The 17092-nt window shown below is 59.4% G+C and carries 13 protein-coding genes and 1 tRNA gene; 6 read left to right on the top strand and 8 right to left on the bottom strand.

Annotated elements, in window-relative coordinates; genetic code table 11:
• Genes AC1DQR_RS04655 through AC1DQR_RS04645 form a run of 3 tightly spaced genes read right to left on the bottom strand, consistent with a single transcriptional unit; the run spans position 1 to position 2756 of the window.
• A complete protein-coding gene (locus AC1DQR_RS04655; protein WP_477132655.1) occupies positions 1-489 on the bottom strand; it encodes an HAD domain-containing protein in 489 nt (162 codons plus the stop codon).
• Positions 479-2269 (bottom strand): metallophosphoesterase, encoded by a 1791-nt coding sequence (locus AC1DQR_RS04650; RefSeq protein ID WP_477132603.1) that lies wholly within the window; start codon positions 2267-2269, stop codon positions 479-481. The genes AC1DQR_RS04655 and AC1DQR_RS04650 overlap by 11 nt, the downstream gene beginning before the upstream one ends.
• Positions 2256-2756, bottom strand: a complete 501-nt coding sequence (locus tag AC1DQR_RS04645; protein WP_477132602.1) for an HAD domain-containing protein — start codon at positions 2754-2756, stop codon at positions 2256-2258. Before AC1DQR_RS04645 ends, AC1DQR_RS04650 begins: the two co-directional genes overlap by 14 nt.
• Before the next feature lie 642 nt (positions 2757-3398).
• Between AC1DQR_RS04645 and AC1DQR_RS04640 the strand changes: the two genes are divergently transcribed.
• Both AC1DQR_RS04640 and AC1DQR_RS04635 read left to right on the top strand, forming a co-directional pair.
• Positions 3399-3668, top strand: a complete 270-nt coding sequence (locus AC1DQR_RS04640) for a helix-turn-helix domain-containing protein (protein WP_477132601.1) — start codon at positions 3399-3401, stop codon at positions 3666-3668.
• A 1053-nt stretch (positions 3669-4721) separates the two neighbouring features.
• On the top strand, positions 4722-6719 hold the full coding sequence (locus AC1DQR_RS04635; protein ID WP_477132600.1) for a hypothetical protein: 1998 nt from the start codon (positions 4722-4724) through the stop codon (positions 6717-6719).
• A gap of 898 nt (positions 6720-7617) precedes the next feature.
• Here the strand turns inward: AC1DQR_RS04635 and AC1DQR_RS04630 are convergent.
• The 5 genes from AC1DQR_RS04630 to AC1DQR_RS04610 form a co-directional block, all read right to left on the bottom strand.
• Positions 7618-9078 (bottom strand): hypothetical protein, encoded by a 1461-nt coding sequence (locus tag AC1DQR_RS04630; protein WP_477132599.1) that lies wholly within the window; start codon positions 9076-9078, stop codon positions 7618-7620.
• Between the two features lie 211 nt (positions 9079-9289).
• The gene (locus AC1DQR_RS04625) at positions 9290-9598 is read right to left on the bottom strand and encodes a hypothetical protein (RefSeq protein ID WP_477132598.1); all 309 of its coding nucleotides are present in this window, start codon (positions 9596-9598) and stop codon (positions 9290-9292) included.
• Positions 9599-9872: 274 nt separating this feature from the next.
• Positions 9873-11012, bottom strand: coding sequence for a site-specific integrase (locus AC1DQR_RS04620; protein ID WP_477132597.1), 1140 nt, complete (start codon positions 11010-11012; stop codon positions 9873-9875).
• A gap of 194 nt (positions 11013-11206) precedes the next feature.
• Positions 11207-11281: transfer RNA gene (locus AC1DQR_RS04615), tRNA-Cys, on the bottom strand.
• Positions 11282-11400: 119 nt separating this feature from the next.
• Positions 11401-11820 carry a hotdog fold thioesterase gene (locus AC1DQR_RS04610; protein WP_174428053.1) on the bottom strand — a complete coding sequence of 140 codons (420 nt, stop codon included), beginning with the start codon at positions 11818-11820 and terminating at the stop codon, positions 11401-11403.
• A 321-nt stretch (positions 11821-12141) separates the two neighbouring features.
• On the opposite strand from AC1DQR_RS04610, the gene AC1DQR_RS04605 reads away from it, so the two are divergent.
• From AC1DQR_RS04605 to AC1DQR_RS04590, 4 genes are read left to right on the top strand one after another with little or no spacing between them, the layout of a single operon-like run.
• A complete protein-coding gene (locus AC1DQR_RS04605) occupies positions 12142-13923 on the top strand; it encodes a putative bifunctional diguanylate cyclase/phosphodiesterase (RefSeq protein ID WP_477132596.1) in 1782 nt (593 codons plus the stop codon).
• Positions 13924-13931: 8 nt separating this feature from the next.
• Positions 13932-15374 (top strand): HDOD domain-containing protein, encoded by a 1443-nt coding sequence (locus AC1DQR_RS04600; RefSeq protein ID WP_416050315.1) that lies wholly within the window; start codon positions 13932-13934, stop codon positions 15372-15374.
• Between the two features lie 48 nt (positions 15375-15422).
• Positions 15423-15782, top strand: a complete 360-nt coding sequence (locus AC1DQR_RS04595; RefSeq protein WP_416050314.1) for a phosphonate transporter — start codon at positions 15423-15425, stop codon at positions 15780-15782.
• Between the two features lie 7 nt (positions 15783-15789).
• A complete protein-coding gene (locus tag AC1DQR_RS04590) occupies positions 15790-17091 on the top strand; it encodes a sensor domain-containing diguanylate cyclase (protein WP_416050313.1) in 1302 nt (433 codons plus the stop codon).
• Position 17092: the final 1 nt, after the last annotated feature.

Here is a 17092-nt window from a genome sequence, read left to right as displayed (position 1 = left end):
CTATAGGCTATTCAGCATCCGCTCAAGTCGTCGCTGTGTCTTCTGGTCACTGATTCCCCCATCCGACGCACATGCTATGAATCTAACATCCGTTCTGCTACCAACTGTGACGCTAGGATGGTCGTCCAGTGCAATCCATCTTGCTAACAGTCGCCGTTGGACTTCCCCCAAGATTTCCTCTGAGCGGGATGCCCCGTAGGTTTCAACCACGCCAGCGAAGCGGCTCCCGAGCGGACCCAATAGCCGAATCAGACACTGGTCGTCGAAGAGGCGCCGCCAGTCTGAACTGACCACAATACGCACATCCGGGAACGGGACAAGCAAGGACTCGAGTATCGGCAACCAGACAAATAAGGCCTCGTTGTCAATAAGCTGGAAGTTCTCGTCAATAGCAGGCTCGCCGACTGGGTGCAGAACTCCGTCGAAGTCCAAAAAGAGTACCGGCGGCTGCGATGAGCCGTCAGCCGGACGTCCAATTCTACTGCTCATCATCAAAGTAGCGGAGCGCATCTTCGAGGTCGCCCTTTGTCATCAGTCTCATAATTTCGTCCGGACTGAAATCCTCGCTCATATCATTGAAAATTGGCTCGAACCCTTTGCTTCCTTGCCTCTCCAAAAGCGAGTCCAATTCTCTGTATCCTGGGAAGCCGACCGGCTCCTTTCCGAGGGCAACCATCATTCGAGTTGCCATGCTGTAGTCGAACGCACTCCGCCAGGTGGGAGATAAGACCTTGCCCTCGATGCCCTGCTGCCCGAGCCATTCCAGCACCAGCACGGCAGTTCGCAGCCAATGTATCCAGAGCTCGGTGCGAATGTTAGGCAGGCGAGTTAGCCACGCGCTCCATTCTGCCATTTGCACTATCGCCCTATCGTAAAGCGACACGACGCCCGGCTCCGCGTGCATACCTTCGTATGAGCGGAGCAACGGGAGATGCATCGGAACCTTGATTCCCTCTGGTAACGGGCGGTTCTCGAGCGCTTGGAATACAACCGGCGCTCCGACACGCATGTTGTGCACAATCATCTCCGCCCGCTCGACGTCTTCCGAAAACGTCCGACGCACCGCATTGCGCAGCACGGGGTCACAGTGATTAAGGTATGCGCGCAGTTCTTCGCATTGCCGAATGAGCGGCACTATCTTCTTTGTAGCTCCAGCAGCGAGCTCGGCTAGGGGAGGCCCAAATCCTTCCGCCACGTTGAAGACAAAATGGCGCTCAAAGTCTATTCCGTCGCCGGCATAGGGGTCCTCATCGTAACGCCTGTTCCCCCTCTCAAGTTCGTCAGCGCTGTAGCGGATTCCGTACCAGCGCGCCTGCTCCACACGCTCCTTGCTCATTGGACCAAGCGGATAGCCGCGCGGATTCGATATCACTCGCACCCCCTCGATAATTAAGTCGGAGCGTGTGTGAATGTGGCCGTGCACCCAGCCAGCAAGCCTTCCCCTTTGGCGGGCAAGGTACGGCTCAAGAGCGCTCGCGTATGCGGCAACTTTTACCATGGAAGGATGAGTCTGCAAACGCCACCAATCTCGACCGTGGATGAGTTCGGAAAGGACGCCGTCCGCCTTCAAGCAAGCGTAGCTGGGACCATGGTGGGTCACTACAATCGTTGGCAAGTCGTCCGCTTTCGACAGCTCACTACTGAAGTATGCCAGCGTATCGCGATGTACCTCATAGACGTCGCGCGGCCGAAGCATGCGGCCCCGCCTTTCCGCCATGTGTGACACAGCGCGCTTCACCGACGTGGCGGTTGACTCTTCTTCGCCCGACGGCGTCACGCGGATTTCCCGATAATCACGCATGAGCGCTGAGGCCGTTTGCACGAGCGATTGTGACCAGTCACCGAAATCAGTCCAGAGTGTTCCACCGATGAAGCGCACGCCATGAACAACGACCGAGTCCCTCTCCAGCACATGAACACGGGTGCCCACGGCCATTGCTTTAGCCTTAAGCACGGCTCCATGTAGGTCCTGCCCGTAATACTCGTGATTGCCAAGGACGTACACAACAGGCCTGCCAATACCTGCAAGCCACGGAATAGCAAGCTCGAGTGGACCGATGTCGCCTGCGGCAATCAGGAGGTCGAAATCCAAGTCGGCGGGTATTTCGTACGGACCGCCATCTAAATGGATGTCGGAAAGTATGTGGATGCGTGCCGGCAGCTCGCCCTGGAAAATGGACCAGAGCCCGACGACGTCGCGCCCTTTGCGGGTAGCGCTTTCTACGCTGTCACGTTCATCGCTCGCCGCCTGGTCGTCATACGTCATCATCACTCCACTTATTTCTCGCTGTATTGCCAGTGACCCAGGCGCGCACACGCTCGCGAACTTGCTGGTCCCATATGCCATTCTCGGGATTGCAAAGTACGAGTTGTCGCGGCGGCGGGTCTGGAAATTGGCTCGCGTGGTCATCCAAGACAAGCCACTGCTCGTCGCCCAAACCGAGCTGATTTACAGTGCGCTGGATGCCCTCCCAGCGGAGCATCTCTGCGTTCGTTGCACCGCTGTATCTCACGGCAAGCGGGCCCAGATACTCGAGCATTTCCGCTGTACTGAGAAGACAACGCCAGGAGCTATGAACAACGATTCGGACATCTGTTTCATGGAGAATTTCTTCAAGCACCCAGGTCCATCTGAATAGCCTGCCTTGACGGATTGCATCGTCGCGCGACATGCGCATAGCGAACCGAGCAAGTGCAGACACTGGATGCAAAACGCCGTCATAGTCCAGAAAAATAACTCTCAACGGGCGAGTCATCTTTGCGGCGATGAAAGAACAATTGCACAGTACCGCTCTTGAAGCTGGTCCCAGAAACTATGCAGGCGCTCAACAAGTCGCTGGTGTCCTTCGACTGAAAACTGCAGTCGGGGGCCAATGCGCTCGAGATTGGAACTCGCCGCGCTGAGAACCAAATCGGCTTCTTGCGGGTGCAACTGACACTCGAGAATGAGCACTTGCCTAACCCGGGGAAGATATGCAACTCGTTCCTCCGCGGGGAGCCATATTAGGTCCACAACTACTTTCTCGATGTACCAATGCAGCAGGTCTACCCTCCACTCAACCTCGCCAGGTAGCTCGTGTGGCGAAATTTTGATGTGCTCGGCATTTCCGACAATCTTCGCATCCAACGACACCCCGAACCGGGCGAGCGCAGCTCGCGTCGTAGCCGGGACGTAACTTACAAGTGCACCCTTCACGATTCATTCCGTTGACAGCAGTCGAAGCCGCCCTATTGGACCCAAATTTAAACGCCGCCACCAACGACACCGAACCAGTGCCGAGCGGCAAGCATGAACTCCAAACGATGGCCTCAGTGTAGATGTAAACTCTGTAGATGTAAACTATGTAGATATATAGTCTGTAGATTCAGGCGCTGCGATAGGTCATCCTCCCGCCAATATGGCGGACTTAACTTCAGCACAACAGGCTGCTCGCAAGCGGCTTTCCGACAATTTAAAGCGCCTTCGAAAACAAATTGGCATGTCGCAAGAGGACCTCGGCGACCGTGCTGGTTTGCATCGTACTTACATAAGCCAGGTTGAGCGCCTAGTGACTAATGTTTCGTTGGACAACCTCGTGTTGCTCGCGGAGGCCCTGGGTGTAGACGTTGCGGACATCCTTGCCGCGGGGATACATACACCCGCAAGCGAGAAAGACTCGGCCGAGTAACTCTCCCGCGGGAAAGATTCTCAAGATAGACACATCTAGCCCGCCCCGGAGTCCCTAACGGACGTGGACACCTCGCATTGAGGGCCAACCCCGCGACCGAGACCTGCAAAGCATCGCTGATAACGCCCCATCATCGACTACTTCTGGCGGGCAGGCGACAGCAAGTGCCCTGTGAAGGGCATGAATAAATGCCAGGTAACTGATGCAGAAATAGAGTAGCCGTTGGGCGCTGCCACACGAGCTATCAATTGTGTTCCCCCCTTGGGCGACTATTCGACTATCCCGTGGTTGTCCGCCCCAGCAATTCGGGGTCATGAAACTGGGCGTGAGATGGCCATAGCTAGAGCCGCTGGCTTGTTCGTAACGCCACGGTGGCGGACGTTAGGCCGAGCAGTTCCGCGAGTATGGGGGGCGAGGTATGCGCTGCTCGAATGCACAGAGCTTGACGTCATAAAGACTGTGACAACACAGTTTAGCCCTCCGACATCGACTACCACAGCCCACAGTTTTCTTTGCGTTCAAAGTAGCGCCGGAGACTTGCACCAAAAAGCCTCTTCGCAGGCCCTCTCGCACCCACCGGGCAATCCATTTCATCGACTTTGGTTCCTTTTGTGGCCAGGTAGAACCAAACTCAGGCACATTAGCGCGCCTTGGCACCGAGACCAACGCAGCTTCATCGCGCGACAATCAGAAGCGATTTACCGAGGCGAACCGTAAAGCAACAGGCTGACCCACCTGGGAACCACGATGCAGTCTTGTGGTATTCGGTGAGGTTACATGAGGTGTCATGCTCGTCCCCCCGCCGACGAAATCTATTTAATAACGCCGATGTCATTTCATCGGTCGCTATATGAAGAGGACGCCGGCTCCGCTGACAAACTCGGCGTCTTGCATCGGAAACGACCTACCGAGCATAACGGCAGTCGTACCGTACTTCATCAACCAAATCCGAATGAAAGATTTCCGCGCGCCGGCCCGTGTCATTTGGGTTAGCAGACAGCTCGCCGTTAACTCCAAGCTAACGGAGCCGTTATGGCCGCGTGGAGCCTCCCCATGAACCCAAATGTAACCCCAGCACCGACCGCGCGGGGCACCCCAAACGGCTGCCATCTCACCTACGCGGAATTCCAGAACGAAATCCGCGAGGAACTTGCTGCGCAAGATTGGTCACCTCAGCGCATCGCCAACATTGTGTCTGCCCTCCACAGTTGGCAACGAGTCTTCGGCCTCAACCGTGACAGTAACTTAGGCGCGGAGTTCTCGCACGAGTTTCAGCAGAGCTTTCGCTTTTACCAAGACCAACTTGCCACAACCTTGGCTCCGCGCACACAAAAGGACCGTCAGGAACATATTCTCCTGCTTCGTCGTCTCTACGATGCGCTTACCATTGTCGATTTACTTCCCGCACCTTTTCATGACGCGCTGACGTACGCAATCAAGTACAGCGGTCTGTCACTTGCCGATGTCGCGCGCGATAGCGGAATCCGGAGCAAAGTTCTCGAAGACTGGATAACACGGGCGCACACACCCAGTGCGGGCAGCTTCGAACAGCTTGCCTCGCTGGAACGGACACTTCGTTTGCCGCCTGATACGCTCCTCCGCCGACTGCCACTGCGCCGGCGCTTGCGTTACGAGCGCGACCAAAGCAGGGCCCAGACACACTCTCTCCGACCAAAGCAGCCGGCAATATTGCCCCGCGGGCGCATGTTTCCACCCACCGCGCGCCTCGAAGAGCAGTGGCTGGAACTCATCCGCTTCAAGGCGGACCTCACCCGCGACGGCGCGACGCCGCGGAACACCTGGAGGCTGAAGTCAGTGGACAAGACTGGGAGCCGAATTCTTTGGAGCATGCTCTGCGATGGACTGGTTTGTGCCACCGCCGGCGTACATTGGGGTTTCTTCAGTAGCTATCTGAGTTACCTCACCGACTCATCGCCGGGCAAGCGAGCGATTGACAGCAAGTTTGTTGACACGTTGGCATGGCTCGCCGTCACACCTCAGGTCAAGTCTTACGTACAGCACCTGCGACTCGCTGCGGGCAATATCACACACAACGGCGTGGTGACCTTTCTCGCTTCGGTGCGCTCCCATTTGCGCAGAAAGACCGGTTTTTTGTGGTGTCGGCCCGAATTCGCGGATGACCTAGCGGAAGCGGGCGTTTCGTTTGCGAAAACCATCGCCGCCAGCTCCCCGGTTCAGAAACGTCGCCAATGGCAGCATCATTGCGAATGCGCGTATCGGGAGCTGATTGCAGTTGATGAGTCACTTACCTCCCACGGAAAAGTGCGCCGTGTGCGCAAGCCAGACGCACGCATCAAAGCACTGCTGGCGGACCCATTTCCCCTGAAGGCGCTGGTCAGAGGCATCCGCCTGCTGGAAGGGGACCCGCCCCCACACGCGCACCACCGTGACTACGTCGCGTGGATACGCGATGTGCTGCAATTAAAAATGCTGGTGAGCAATCCACTGCGCATCGGTCAGTATGCCGCGATGCGCTTTCGCGGCCCCGAGTCCAATCTGCGCCGAACGCCCGACGGACATTGGCGCATGCACTTCGAGCCGGATGCCTTTAAGAATGAGAAGGGAGCCGCTTGCGAGCCCTACGATGTCGCACTCGAGTCATCGGTCACGCCATGGCTAAACCGCTACCTGTCGGAGGCTCGCCCTTACCTGCTCGACGCCGAAAACGACTACCTGTTCCTGCCCGGAGTGCATGGCCCAAATCGGGGCGCTGGATACGAGAAATTGGGATTGGTGCCGACCGGAATGTGGAACGCCGATTCCATGACAAAGCGCATCAAGGTTGTTACGGAACGCTATTTCCCCCTGTGCGATGCCTTTGGACCCCAAGCGTTTCGACATGTGATTGCAACGGACCATCTCAAGCGGCATCCTAAGGACTACTTGACGGTGGCACAATTGTTGCACGACACCCTGGCCTCGGTGATGAAAGCATATGCACACCTCGAGGTGGACGATGGGCTACGGACCTTGCATTCGGGCGTTGCCCAGGCGATGGCAGAGCTGGAGTCGGAAGACGGGACGCGGTGAGGCTGTGGGCTGCCGCAAGGAATACTGATTAACAGTTAGCTCAGCAGCGGCCAATGAATTTGGAAAATGTGAGTAGCGTTGTGCTCTTCCATTGTTTAAAGGCAATTTTGGGCGTGTTCGCTATCAGGTGAATGCACCCAGCACACTACACTGAAAAGTCAGCGCCCAATCCCGCCTTAGCATTGCTTCCCGCAACCATGGACGCCCAGGCGTGCGCTCAGCTGCTTTTTTGTAGCAAAGCCACTGTCGAAGAACTGGCTGAACGAGGCGAACTCCCCGCGACCAAATTCGGTCGCGGTTGGGTTTTTGTGACAGCGCAACTCATCGCACATGTGGCAGAGCGCTGTACGCGCGAATCGCTAGAGCGCAAGAGCGCCAGGCACGGGCCGTCCCAGGGAGATGGGCTGATATGCCGTCTGCCCGTTGCCCCCCCTAGCCAAGTTAGACGGCCGGGGCGGCCTCGGAATACCGTTCCGGCCCTTTAGGCTTCGTCTAATCCAGATGAGCGCCGAAGACATTCAGCCGCCGGCGCCCTTTTCTTCATCCCCAGGGAGGGGTTGGGTCGGCCGCACAACAGGTCTCGCTCAGGCGCCATTCAACCTTTGCCAGACAGGGAGATGCTCACCATGGCTCGCCAGGAGGCCACCGTATTCCCTCGTCAGCAATCAGGCTTCTGTAACCTGAGCCGCGGACTCATCAAAAGTCATCGAGATTGATTTCCCCCGATGGCCCGGCGACATGTTCAATCTAGCTGCACCAAGCTTAGCCTCTGCTCCAAAGCGTCAACGCACGGTCCAGCAACTCGAGTCCGCGCATTTCGATTGTCGACTCGTCCCAGGTGAGAAAGCGATTAGCTATTGAAAGCGAGGGCGGTCCCGCCCTCCTACATCATCCAGAGTCAGAATCTATCGCCATACTCGCTCTGAGCCTGTGCATCCTTCAGAGCTTGTTCATGGTAGTACTGCAGCCTGGTGTGCACCGCCAGGAGTTCTCTGGACGAACGGTGCTTCACAGCGAAGCTCAATAGCTGTTGCACATGGGCGCGCTTGATGCGCGTCGTTTCTGCATAGGCGCTTACCCTCTCAGCGTGAAGGTTCCACTCAGAATTGGCGAAGAATATCTGACCATAGCTTTGCATGAGCATCTGTGACGCGTGGGTGGGAGGCTCATCCACTGCCTTACCCCGAGGCGGAAACACCGCGTATGTCGAGTTGTTTTTGCCTGTGAGTTCGTACGGAGCGCGGGCTTTGCAGTAAAACGATGCCGTCATGGCCAAGGCAAAGATGAAGAAGTTACCCGGATTCCCGTGTGATTTCTTTGCATATGCCGCTCCACCTTGGGCGCCTCTAGAGGACATGTAGAGCTCCTGGAGCTCTAGACTCCATTGGACAACCGCTTCAATGTCCGAGTTTGTCATGTGCCTCTGAAAGAAGCCGTCGGAGCTAATCAACGAGCCACCGTGGGCAAACCAGGACTTGAGCTGCTCCCGCACGCGATGCTGGACTTCGTCGGGGTTGCACCCCACTATGCCTTCTGGCACCGTCGTGACTCCTTGACGATTGAGCTCGGTTAGGAACGGTGCGCTCATCTCCGCAGCGTCCGCGCCTAGGCCATCCATGGCAGCTCGTTCTAACAGCGCCCGGTTCACTGAAAGGTTGGCGCTGACACGTGCCAACATGCTTTCCGGTACGACCGTCTGCAACGGGTCTTGTTCGACCACCCAACCCTGGATGATTGAGCCCAAGTGGTCCAATGCCATCTGAGAGGAGGCGTGTGTCACGGCACAGGGCGTAGCTTCATCGATAGGGATGCGCTCTTCTTGCCGCCAATTTTGGTCATAGATGAGAATCTGCTGGGAAAGCAAGTTCTCGAGAAAAACAAAGTTGTAGCCGAAGGCGCTGTCCGAACTCAGCGGGTATCTCGCAATATCAACTGAGCCGAAATGTTCGGCATCACGCCATTCCATCATTGGCCTGTACTGCATCCGCAACGGGCCCGGCATTGCGCCGAGCAAGCCCTCGAGGAGCGTTCGACGGGCCTTCACAAGTTCGAACGCGTTATCCGCCGGTTCCGCCTCACGCGATAGATATCGCATGGACGCTGTCCGACTCGGATTGATGTGTTCCGTATTACCGGGCCCACGCCTCCAAGAATCCAGCGGTACCTTGGCCAACACGGCATCTGACCATTTGTGGTTCTCCATCTGGTCGGAGACTAACGCAAAGACGTGGGCCATCTTTCCAGCTTCTTCCTGGTGTTGTTTCAGAAGAGCCGGCAGTGTGCTTTGCTCTATACTCAGGATGTCCGGCAGATGGCGGTAGAGAAGTTCGCGTTCCTCTCTATGCATGGTAGTTTTCATATAGCCTCGTAGGTGACCGGCCGCGCAGCAGCCGGCAAACTCACGCCTACAAACCGTAGGGATTACGACGCCGGGACGGCCAAGTTCACCTTCTTGCCGGCATCTATCATTAACGCTACTACGCGTCGTAACTTGACACGACTTTTCGGCAAGCTGGAGCAACTCAAAATGGGAGCTACTCCAGCTCATCACAGTTTTTGCTGGTAGTTTGTTATTTCGAGTTCGTGTTCGGGCGCAGATGGCCGAACTGGGCTTCGCGCACCTTACGTTCGAGGCGCAACTCGTCGCGAGCCATGCGGTTACCTTGGAAGCCCTCGATGGTCCAGCGGAGGCGATGGACCTCGAAGTTCGCGATGGAAAGCGCCTCTTCCTCCGTCGACACTTTGCCCTCGCGCAGCAGGATGCGGGCAAACTTATTCGCATGGGCCAAAGCGCCAAACTCTTTGACGGATTCCACACCGTGATACTGGTTGTTTGCCGCGTTGAAGACGCCGCGGTCAACCGGCTGTTTCTTTGCCATGGGATTTCTCCTTGATGTGGCTGGTTGAAAACGCCTCCAGTTTTTCAGTGCCGTGCTTGTTTCCTGACGTGGAAAATCCCGCAGTGCCCCATGATTTTCTCGCTTACGAGACTTTTAGAGCACAAATTTGGCAATTTGCGAACGCCTGCTTCTGGAACCTCACTTCTAGAAGAGGGCTTCGAAGTTGGGGCTTCCCTTGGTGACGGCTCCTGGCTGTCACCAAGGGAAGCAGCCTGGTTGTTTCCCGAGTGTCCTTGTTTCGCCCCGGGATTCTTTACCAGAGTTTTTCGGCCAACTCCGAGCCTCGCAGGCTCATATAGCGTCGCAGCATGCGCGGGTCGGTGTGACCGGTGATGCGGCTGATTTCAACCGACGAAAGCGATGTACGAAGCACAATTCTGCAGGTCGCCTCATGCCGCGTGTCGTGAAACACAAAGTCCGGACAGCCCGCAACATCAAAGATGTCCGAAAAATAGTTCGAGACGCGGCGTGTCACCCTCCCCAGCTCCTCCTCGTCGCCCACGCCTTGCCAAAATGGCAGTAAGCGGCCGTCCTGCTTGGCGTGCGCAAGTGCGGGCCAGGATTGGCTAAGCAACTGGCAGGCGACGGTGCTCAAAGGGACCTCGCGCGACTCGCCGTTCTTCGTCTTGGTCAAAAATATCGTGCGGCGGGGCATGTCAATCTGAGCCCAGTGGAGCGTGTAGAGTTCGCGCATGCGCATTGCCGTTTCCAGCGCAAGCAGGAACATCAGTTGCATCCCTTCGTACCGGGCACGCTCCTCGTCGGTCCGAGCTCCCGCGATGGCTACGCGCAGGACCTCGACAATGCGCTGCTCCTCATCCGGACACAGCCGGCGGTTCCGTTCGCAATCTACTCGCGGGTCGATGCCTCGCAGCGCCAACTCCCTGCGCTCGAATGAGTTATAGGTGGAGTAGCCACGCTCCAGGAGCCGCAACGGATTGGCGGCGAGTGCGTCGGGATGCGTCTTCACCAGCCAGCTGAGGCAGCGTCGCAAAGCCCCCACATGATGACGAATCGTGCCAGGTGTGCGCACAAACTCAAGCTTCTGCGCTCGGACCCACGATTCTGCCCACGCGTAATCCACCTTTTCGAGTTTCGTCGCACCCACATCTTTTTTAATCGTCCTGAGCAGGGCTGCAGAATCCGGCATAACCGCGCAGGCGCGGTTGTACTCGTCGATGGCTCCTGCAACATCCGAAATTGCGGGCTTGCGGTGAGAGACCAGGCCCTCGGGGACGATGCCACGCTTTAATGTGGCCTCAACAGCCCCCCCATAGCGACGTGCTTCGTTTTCAGAGGCAAACGTAAAGTAGAGCGGTTTCGGCAGCAGCTTGTGCTTGATGCGCAGTTCCGAGGTCGGGCCCCCGTTGCGCTGGCGAATGTGAATTGACATGGTTGTCCTCATCAAGTTATTGAAGAAGACGTATAGCGACCAGGTTCGCCGAACGGCCAACGAGCCGATTTTAAGGTGGCAATGTCACCGTTTCGAGGTGGCACGAGCCCTTTCGAGCAGCTCGGGAAGGCCCATCGAGTTCGGCCAGAACATGGCTAACCCATTGAATTACAAGGACCAATGCGAGTGGGAATTGGAGGCGGGGGAACGGAATCGAACCGTCGTTTACGGCTTTGCAGACCGTCGCATAACCACTCTGCCACCCCGCCGCTGCCGTGACACCGTGCTTTGGCGCCGCGCTTACAGTGCGGGGCGCAGTGTAGCCGGAAATGAAAAACTCTGCACGGGGCGCACACGGCGCCCGCACGCTTGCCGAAGGCCGGGGCGATCAGCGCGAAAGAATGGACATGGTGATCCGGGAGACGCACACCATCTTGCCTTCTTCGTTGCGGATCTCGATGGCCCACACATGGGTGGTGCGGCCGATATGCACCGGCGTGGCGGTGCCGGTGACAAAGCCCGTGCGCGCCGCGCGCACATGGTTGGCATTGATGTCGAGCCCGACACAATACTGGGTCTCGCTATCCAGGCACAGGCTGGCGGCGCAGCTGCCCAGCGTCTCCGCCAGCAGCACCGAAGCGCCGCCGTGCAGGATGCCATGCGGCTGCACCGTGCGGCGGTCCACCGGCATGCGTGCACTGAGCGAAGCCTCGCTGATCTCGGTGAACTCGATGCCCAGTTGCTCGACAGCGGTGTCCTTGTGGCGAGCCTGGAGGTCTTTCAGGGAGGGGGGTGATTTCCACAGCATGCACGGTCTCCGATTGGTTTGTGCTGCATTCTAAAGGCAGTCGTCCGCGGACGTTCGCGGGGCGGCGCGTGCCCGGCCAATTCGGGGCGGCCACGCTTGGGCCATCGATGTATCGGATCCCACTGTGCAACGGCGCCACAAACTCTTGCCAGGCAACGCATTCGGGTGATCGGATGTTGCGGTTAAGCGTTAAACTGGCATGCGCAGCATGGTTAACATGCACCTAAAATCACTTTAATGCGCGAGCCAGCCTGGCACGGCTACGCTGGCGGCACTCGATTACCAGACGCTCAATTCGGCCCGAGTTTCAACCAGAGTTCCATGACGTCGTTTACGTATGACGCAGTTCTAGCGGACGAGCCCCCTGAGTGGCCATCCTCCGACCGGAACCCACTGCTATCCGCCGGGGTATCGGCGCGGGATGCCTGGGCATTGCTCGAGGCTTCGGGCGCGCTCGCCCTGCAGATCGATGTCGCGGGCAACATCATCCTGGCAACCGAAGCCTCGGCGCAGTTGCTTGCCTATCCCCGGGAATACCTTCTTAAATCCTCGATCCTGGATGTCGTCTCGTTCGAGCAGCGCGAGCAGCTCGCCGGGCTGCTGCGTGCCTGCGAGCAGGAAGCGCCTTGCAAGACCGGCCGCATCCGCTTCTCAGGCGGCGTCGGCGAAAGCCGCTGGCTGGACCTGCGCGTGTGCCGCCATGCCGACGAGGACGGCAACCCGAGCTTGCTGCTGTTTGGCTACGACGTGACCGACTGGGTCGACAACGAAGAGCGGCTCATCGAGGCGTCCTTTCGCGACCCGCTCACCGGCGTAGGCAACCGCGCCATGGTGCGCGAACGCATTGCCGGGTACTTTGCCGAAGATGGCACGGGAAAGGCGCCATTTGCGCTTGCCCTGATGGACCTCGACGGGTTCAAGAAGGTCAACGACTCGCTCGGCCATGAATTTGGCGATGCCTTGCTCAAGCAAGTCAGCGTGCGGCTGCTCGGGGCGGTTCGCCCGACGGACATGGTCGCGCGGCTGGGCGGCGATGAGTTCGTGCTGCTGCTCGACGGCATCGCCTCGGAAGCGGCCGCCATCGGCATCGTGGAGAAGGTGATCCATGTCTGCAGGCAGCCTTTTCACCTGGCCGGTTGCCAGATCCGCGTCACCACCAGCCTGGGGCTCACCTTCGGCGCGCTGGCCCATCAGTCCGAGTCGCAATTGCTCAAGCGTGCGGACCTGGCCATGTATGACGCCAAGGCGCAGGGCAAGAATCGATACTGTGTCTACACGCCGGAGCTGGAGCATCGGCTGGACGAGCAGTTCCGGATCGAACAGAACATGTTCGAGGCCGTCCAGAACGGCGAGTTCCTGCTTCACTACCAGCCGATCGTGTGGCCCGGCTCCGGCAAGGTCTGCGCGGTCGAGGCGCTGATGCGGTGGCAACACCCGACGGGGTCCATCCCGCCGGGCGTGTTTATCCCGGTTGCGGAGCATAACGGCCTCATCAACCATCTCGGGGCGTGGGCGCTGCGCTGCGCCTGTGCGCAGCTGGCCAGCTGGGACGCGCTCGGGCTGGACGTGGGATACATATCGGTCAATGTCTCTCCGGTCCAGTTCAGGCACCCCGGCTTCGCGGACAGCGTCAGGCGGGCCATCAAAGATTCCGGCGTCAGCTCGCACCGGCTGGTCCTGGAGATCACGGAAGGCGCGTTGATGACCGACCCCGAGGCGGCGCAAGACTTGCTGACGGAGTTGCGCGCATTGGGCGTGCGGTTCGCGGTCGACGACTTCGGCACGGGGTATTCCAGCTTGTCGTACCTGCGCCGCTTCCCGCTCTCGGCACTGAAGATCGACCAGAGCTTTGTGGCCGACATGATGGACTCCCCGCATGCGCGGACCATCGTGTTTGCCGTGTTGTCGCTCGCGCGGGAACTCGGGCTGGTAGCCATCGCCGAAGGCGTGGAGTCGGACGAGCAAAGCCAGTTGCTGGCCGAGCAAGGCTGTGAGCTGGTGCAGGGCTGGCGCTATGCAAAGGCAATGAGCCCGGCCCGGTTCGTGGACCTGGCGCAAGCCGGCACGCTGCAGCTTGGCAATGCCCAAGTGTTCTCGAAGTAGGCGCCGCCATGTCAAACAATGAAAGCAATACGCTCTTCGAGACACTATGGAGCCGCATGGCGCAGCAAGGGGATTTCCCCACGCTGCAGTTCTGCATCGACAACGTTTTCAAGACGCTCAACAGCGACACCAGCGTCGGCGAGATGGCTGCGGGCGTGCTCTGCGATTTCAGCTTGTCGCAAAAGGTCATTCGCCTGGCCAACTCCGCCATGTATCGCTCGTTCGGGGGCGAAGTCACGACGGTGTCGCGCGCCATCCTGGTCCTGGGGGTTGAAGCGATCAGCCACCTCACGCTCGGGGTCCAGTTGCTGGACTATTTCTCCGGGGTAGCCATCAACCGGCCGCAGGCCACCACTGAACTGAAGCAGGCCCTGATCGCCGGCGAGTTCACGCGCGCGCTCAGCAACGCCCAAGGCATCAGGCAGGCGGAAGAAGCCGTGGTCTGCACGTTGATGCACCACATGAGCCGCCTGCTTCTGGTCTTCTACTTTGCCGAGGAGTGGGAACAGATCCAGGCCCTGTGCAAGGGCGATTCCGAGAAGGAAAGCGAAGCGTGCCAGCAAGTGCTGGGCGTCACCCTCGAAGACATCGCGGCAGCGGCGGCGATCAAATGGAGGCTGCCCAGCCTGATCGCGACGTCGATGCGCTGCCAGCGCTTCGACTCGGATTCGGTGCTGGAATCCCACGCCGACTGGTTGGGCGCGATTGCCAACATCTCCTCCCGGGCCGCCACGCTGGTGGCGAGGGACGCGCCGCAGGAAGAGGTCCAGGCCTTGCTGCTGGATCACGCCGAGGCACTGGGCCTGCAGGCGTGCGCGGTAGAAGGCGCAGTCCGGCAGGCCCTGGCACTGAACGTCTCCATGACCAATGCGGAGTCACCCGAAGCGGCCAAGGCCACCCCCGCCCTGAATGCCGGTAAGCCGAAGGATGCCCTCAAGCGCCTTCAGCAAAGCCTGCAGGAAGTACAGCGCGAGGGCGGCGAGCTGCCGGTCTCCGAGCTGGCGCCGCTGGTGCTCGAATCGGCCATGCGGGCGCTGAACTTCTCGCATTGCTTCCTCATGCTGCTCAACCCCATGGCGAAGCGTTTTGGCGCACGGGTTGGATTTGGCGAGGGCATGCGCGAGAAGATGGAAGCGCTATCCTTCGAAGAGGGCTTCGTCCCAGATATCTTTCACTTCGCCGCCATCGGCAACAAGCCGCTGCTGTTCGAAGACTCCTTTGACAAAGAGGTGGCGCACCGCGTGCCCCGCTGGTATCGGGAACAGATGCCCGATGCCCGCTCCATCCTGCTGGCGCCCGTGATGATCAAGAATCGCTGCGTCGCCATGATCTGCGGAGACTGGGGCTCGGCGGCCTGCACGGGCGGGCTGTCCGATGGGGAGATGGAAGCCATCAGCCTGCTCACGCGGGAGATCTCGGCGAGCTTCCTCAGGTCTGCCGAGCACAGGTAGGCGCGGTGCTGGCCGCAGGCATTGTTACCCCCAGATTGGAAAATGAGGATGAGGATGAGTTTTTCGGAGATTTCGCTGGAGCAGCTGGATAGCCTCTCGGCGCAGGACGCCGACGCACTGCCCTTCGGCACCATCGGCTTTGCGTCGACGGGCATCGTTGAGCGTTACAACGCCACCGAATCGCGGCTCGCGGGATTGTCCCCGGAACGGGTGCTCGGCCGGCATTTCTTTGCCGAGGTGGCCATCTGCATGAACAATTTCATGGTGGCCCAGCGCTTCGAGGATGCCGATTCGCTGGACGCAACCATCGACTATGTCCTCACCCTGCGCATGCGCCCCACGCCGGTCAAGCTCCGCTTGCTCAAGAGTCCCGGCCGCGACCGGCGCTATGTGCTGATCCAGCGATAGGCGCGCCATGGCAACGGCATATCCCGGGGAGAGCCAGGGCGACCTGGCCGCTCTCGCGGCCGAGAACGAGGAATTGCTGACCTTCCTCTATATGTCTCCGGCAGGCATCCTGCGCATCGACGCAGCCGGCAACGTGGAGATGGCAAACCCCAAGGCAGCCCAGGTGTTGATGCCCATCTCGCGCACGGGCAGCCTGGACAATCTCTTTGCCGTATTCGAGGATCTGGCTCCTGAGCTAAGGAACATGGCGGCCACGTTCGCGCATGAGCGCGGCTATATCTGCGAGAACCATCGCATCTTCCTGCCCGCGCGCAAACAGCAGGAGCCCAATGTCCTGTCCTGCTCCATGCTGCGCGTCGCCCAGGACTGCACGATGGTAGTGCTCACGGACATCTCGAAGGTGGTGGCGCAGGAGCGCAGCCTCAAGCAGACCGAATCCTGGCTCGCCGCGGTCTATTCGGCGGTGAATGATTTCGCGTACTTCTCCCTGGACGCCTCCGGTCGGATCGACAGCTGGAACCAGTCCGGCCAGCGCCAGACCGGCTTCGAAACGCAGGACGTGGACGGCGCCACGCTGCGCCTGTTCTGCCATCCGGACAGCGACTTCCCCGCGCGGGTCGACGAGCAGCTCCGGCTCACGCGCGAAAGCGGCTGGCATGTGGAAGAGCTATGGTGCGTCACCCGTGACGGCCGGCGTTACTGGGGCCAGTTGCTGGTGGCGGCGCTGGAGGAGATCGACGGCGAGGTTTCCGGCTACTCGGTCGTGCTGCGCGATGTCACGGAACGCAAGCTCAGCATCGACAAGGTCAAGGAGCTGCTCACCAGGGACCACCTGACGGGGGCCGCCAACCGCGGGCATTTCTTCGACGTCGGCGAGGCAGAAGTGGTGCGTGCCCGGCGCCTGCGGCAGCCCTTGTCGGTCGTCATGCTGGACGCCGACCATTTCAAGGCCATCAACGACAACCTCGGCCACGCGGCGGGCGACCATGTCCTCAAGGAACTGGTGGCCTGCTGCCAGGGCGTGCTGCGCGCCGTCGATATCATTGCCCGGCTGGGCGGGGAGGAGTTTGCCCTGCTGCTGCCTTCGACCGATGCGGATGGCGCCAGGGCGACGGCACAGCGCATCCGGCAAGCGGTGGAGCAGCACGCGTTCCGCTTCAATGGCGTGGACATCCGCTGCACGGTAAGTCTGGGTTGCGCCACGATGCCTGGCGCCGGGGGCACGCTGGACGATGTGCTGGCCGCGGCCGACAAGGCCCTTTACCAGGCCAAGGCCGCGGGCAGGAACTGCGTGGCGAGCCAGGACTGAT

The sequence above is a fragment of the Cupriavidus sp. 05L411 genome (assembly GCF_056398045.1).
This window is presented reverse-complemented; position numbering and strand designations above follow the sequence as displayed.

Excerpts from the sequence above, each read along its gene's own strand:
- AC1DQR_RS04655 (WP_477132655.1), bottom strand. The coding sequence starts at position 489 with ATGAGCAGTAGAATTGGACGTCCGGCTGACGGCTCATCGCAGCCGCCG.
- AC1DQR_RS04650 (WP_477132603.1), bottom strand. The coding sequence starts at position 2,269 with ATGATGACGTATGACGACCAGGCGGCGAGCGATGAACGTGACAGCGTA.
- AC1DQR_RS04645 (WP_477132602.1), bottom strand. The coding sequence starts at position 2,756 with ATGACTCGCCCGTTGAGAGTTATTTTTCTGGACTATGACGGCGTTTTG.
- AC1DQR_RS04640 (WP_477132601.1), top strand. The coding sequence starts at position 3,399 with ATGGCGGACTTAACTTCAGCACAACAGGCTGCTCGCAAGCGGCTTTCC.
- AC1DQR_RS04635 (WP_477132600.1), top strand. The coding sequence starts at position 4,722 with ATGAACCCAAATGTAACCCCAGCACCGACCGCGCGGGGCACCCCAAAC.
- AC1DQR_RS04630 (WP_477132599.1), bottom strand. The coding sequence starts at position 9,078 with ATGAAAACTACCATGCATAGAGAGGAACGCGAACTTCTCTACCGCCAT.
- AC1DQR_RS04625 (WP_477132598.1), bottom strand. The coding sequence starts at position 9,598 with ATGGCAAAGAAACAGCCGGTTGACCGCGGCGTCTTCAACGCGGCAAAC.
- AC1DQR_RS04620 (WP_477132597.1), bottom strand. The coding sequence starts at position 11,012 with ATGTCAATTCACATTCGCCAGCGCAACGGGGGCCCGACCTCGGAACTG.
- AC1DQR_RS04610 (WP_174428053.1), bottom strand. The coding sequence starts at position 11,820 with ATGCTGTGGAAATCACCCCCCTCCCTGAAAGACCTCCAGGCTCGCCAC.
- AC1DQR_RS04605 (WP_477132596.1), top strand. The coding sequence starts at position 12,142 with ATGACGTCGTTTACGTATGACGCAGTTCTAGCGGACGAGCCCCCTGAG.
- AC1DQR_RS04600 (WP_416050315.1), top strand. The coding sequence starts at position 13,932 with ATGTCAAACAATGAAAGCAATACGCTCTTCGAGACACTATGGAGCCGC.
- AC1DQR_RS04595 (WP_416050314.1), top strand. The coding sequence starts at position 15,423 with ATGAGGATGAGTTTTTCGGAGATTTCGCTGGAGCAGCTGGATAGCCTC.
- AC1DQR_RS04590 (WP_416050313.1), top strand. The coding sequence starts at position 15,790 with ATGGCAACGGCATATCCCGGGGAGAGCCAGGGCGACCTGGCCGCTCTC.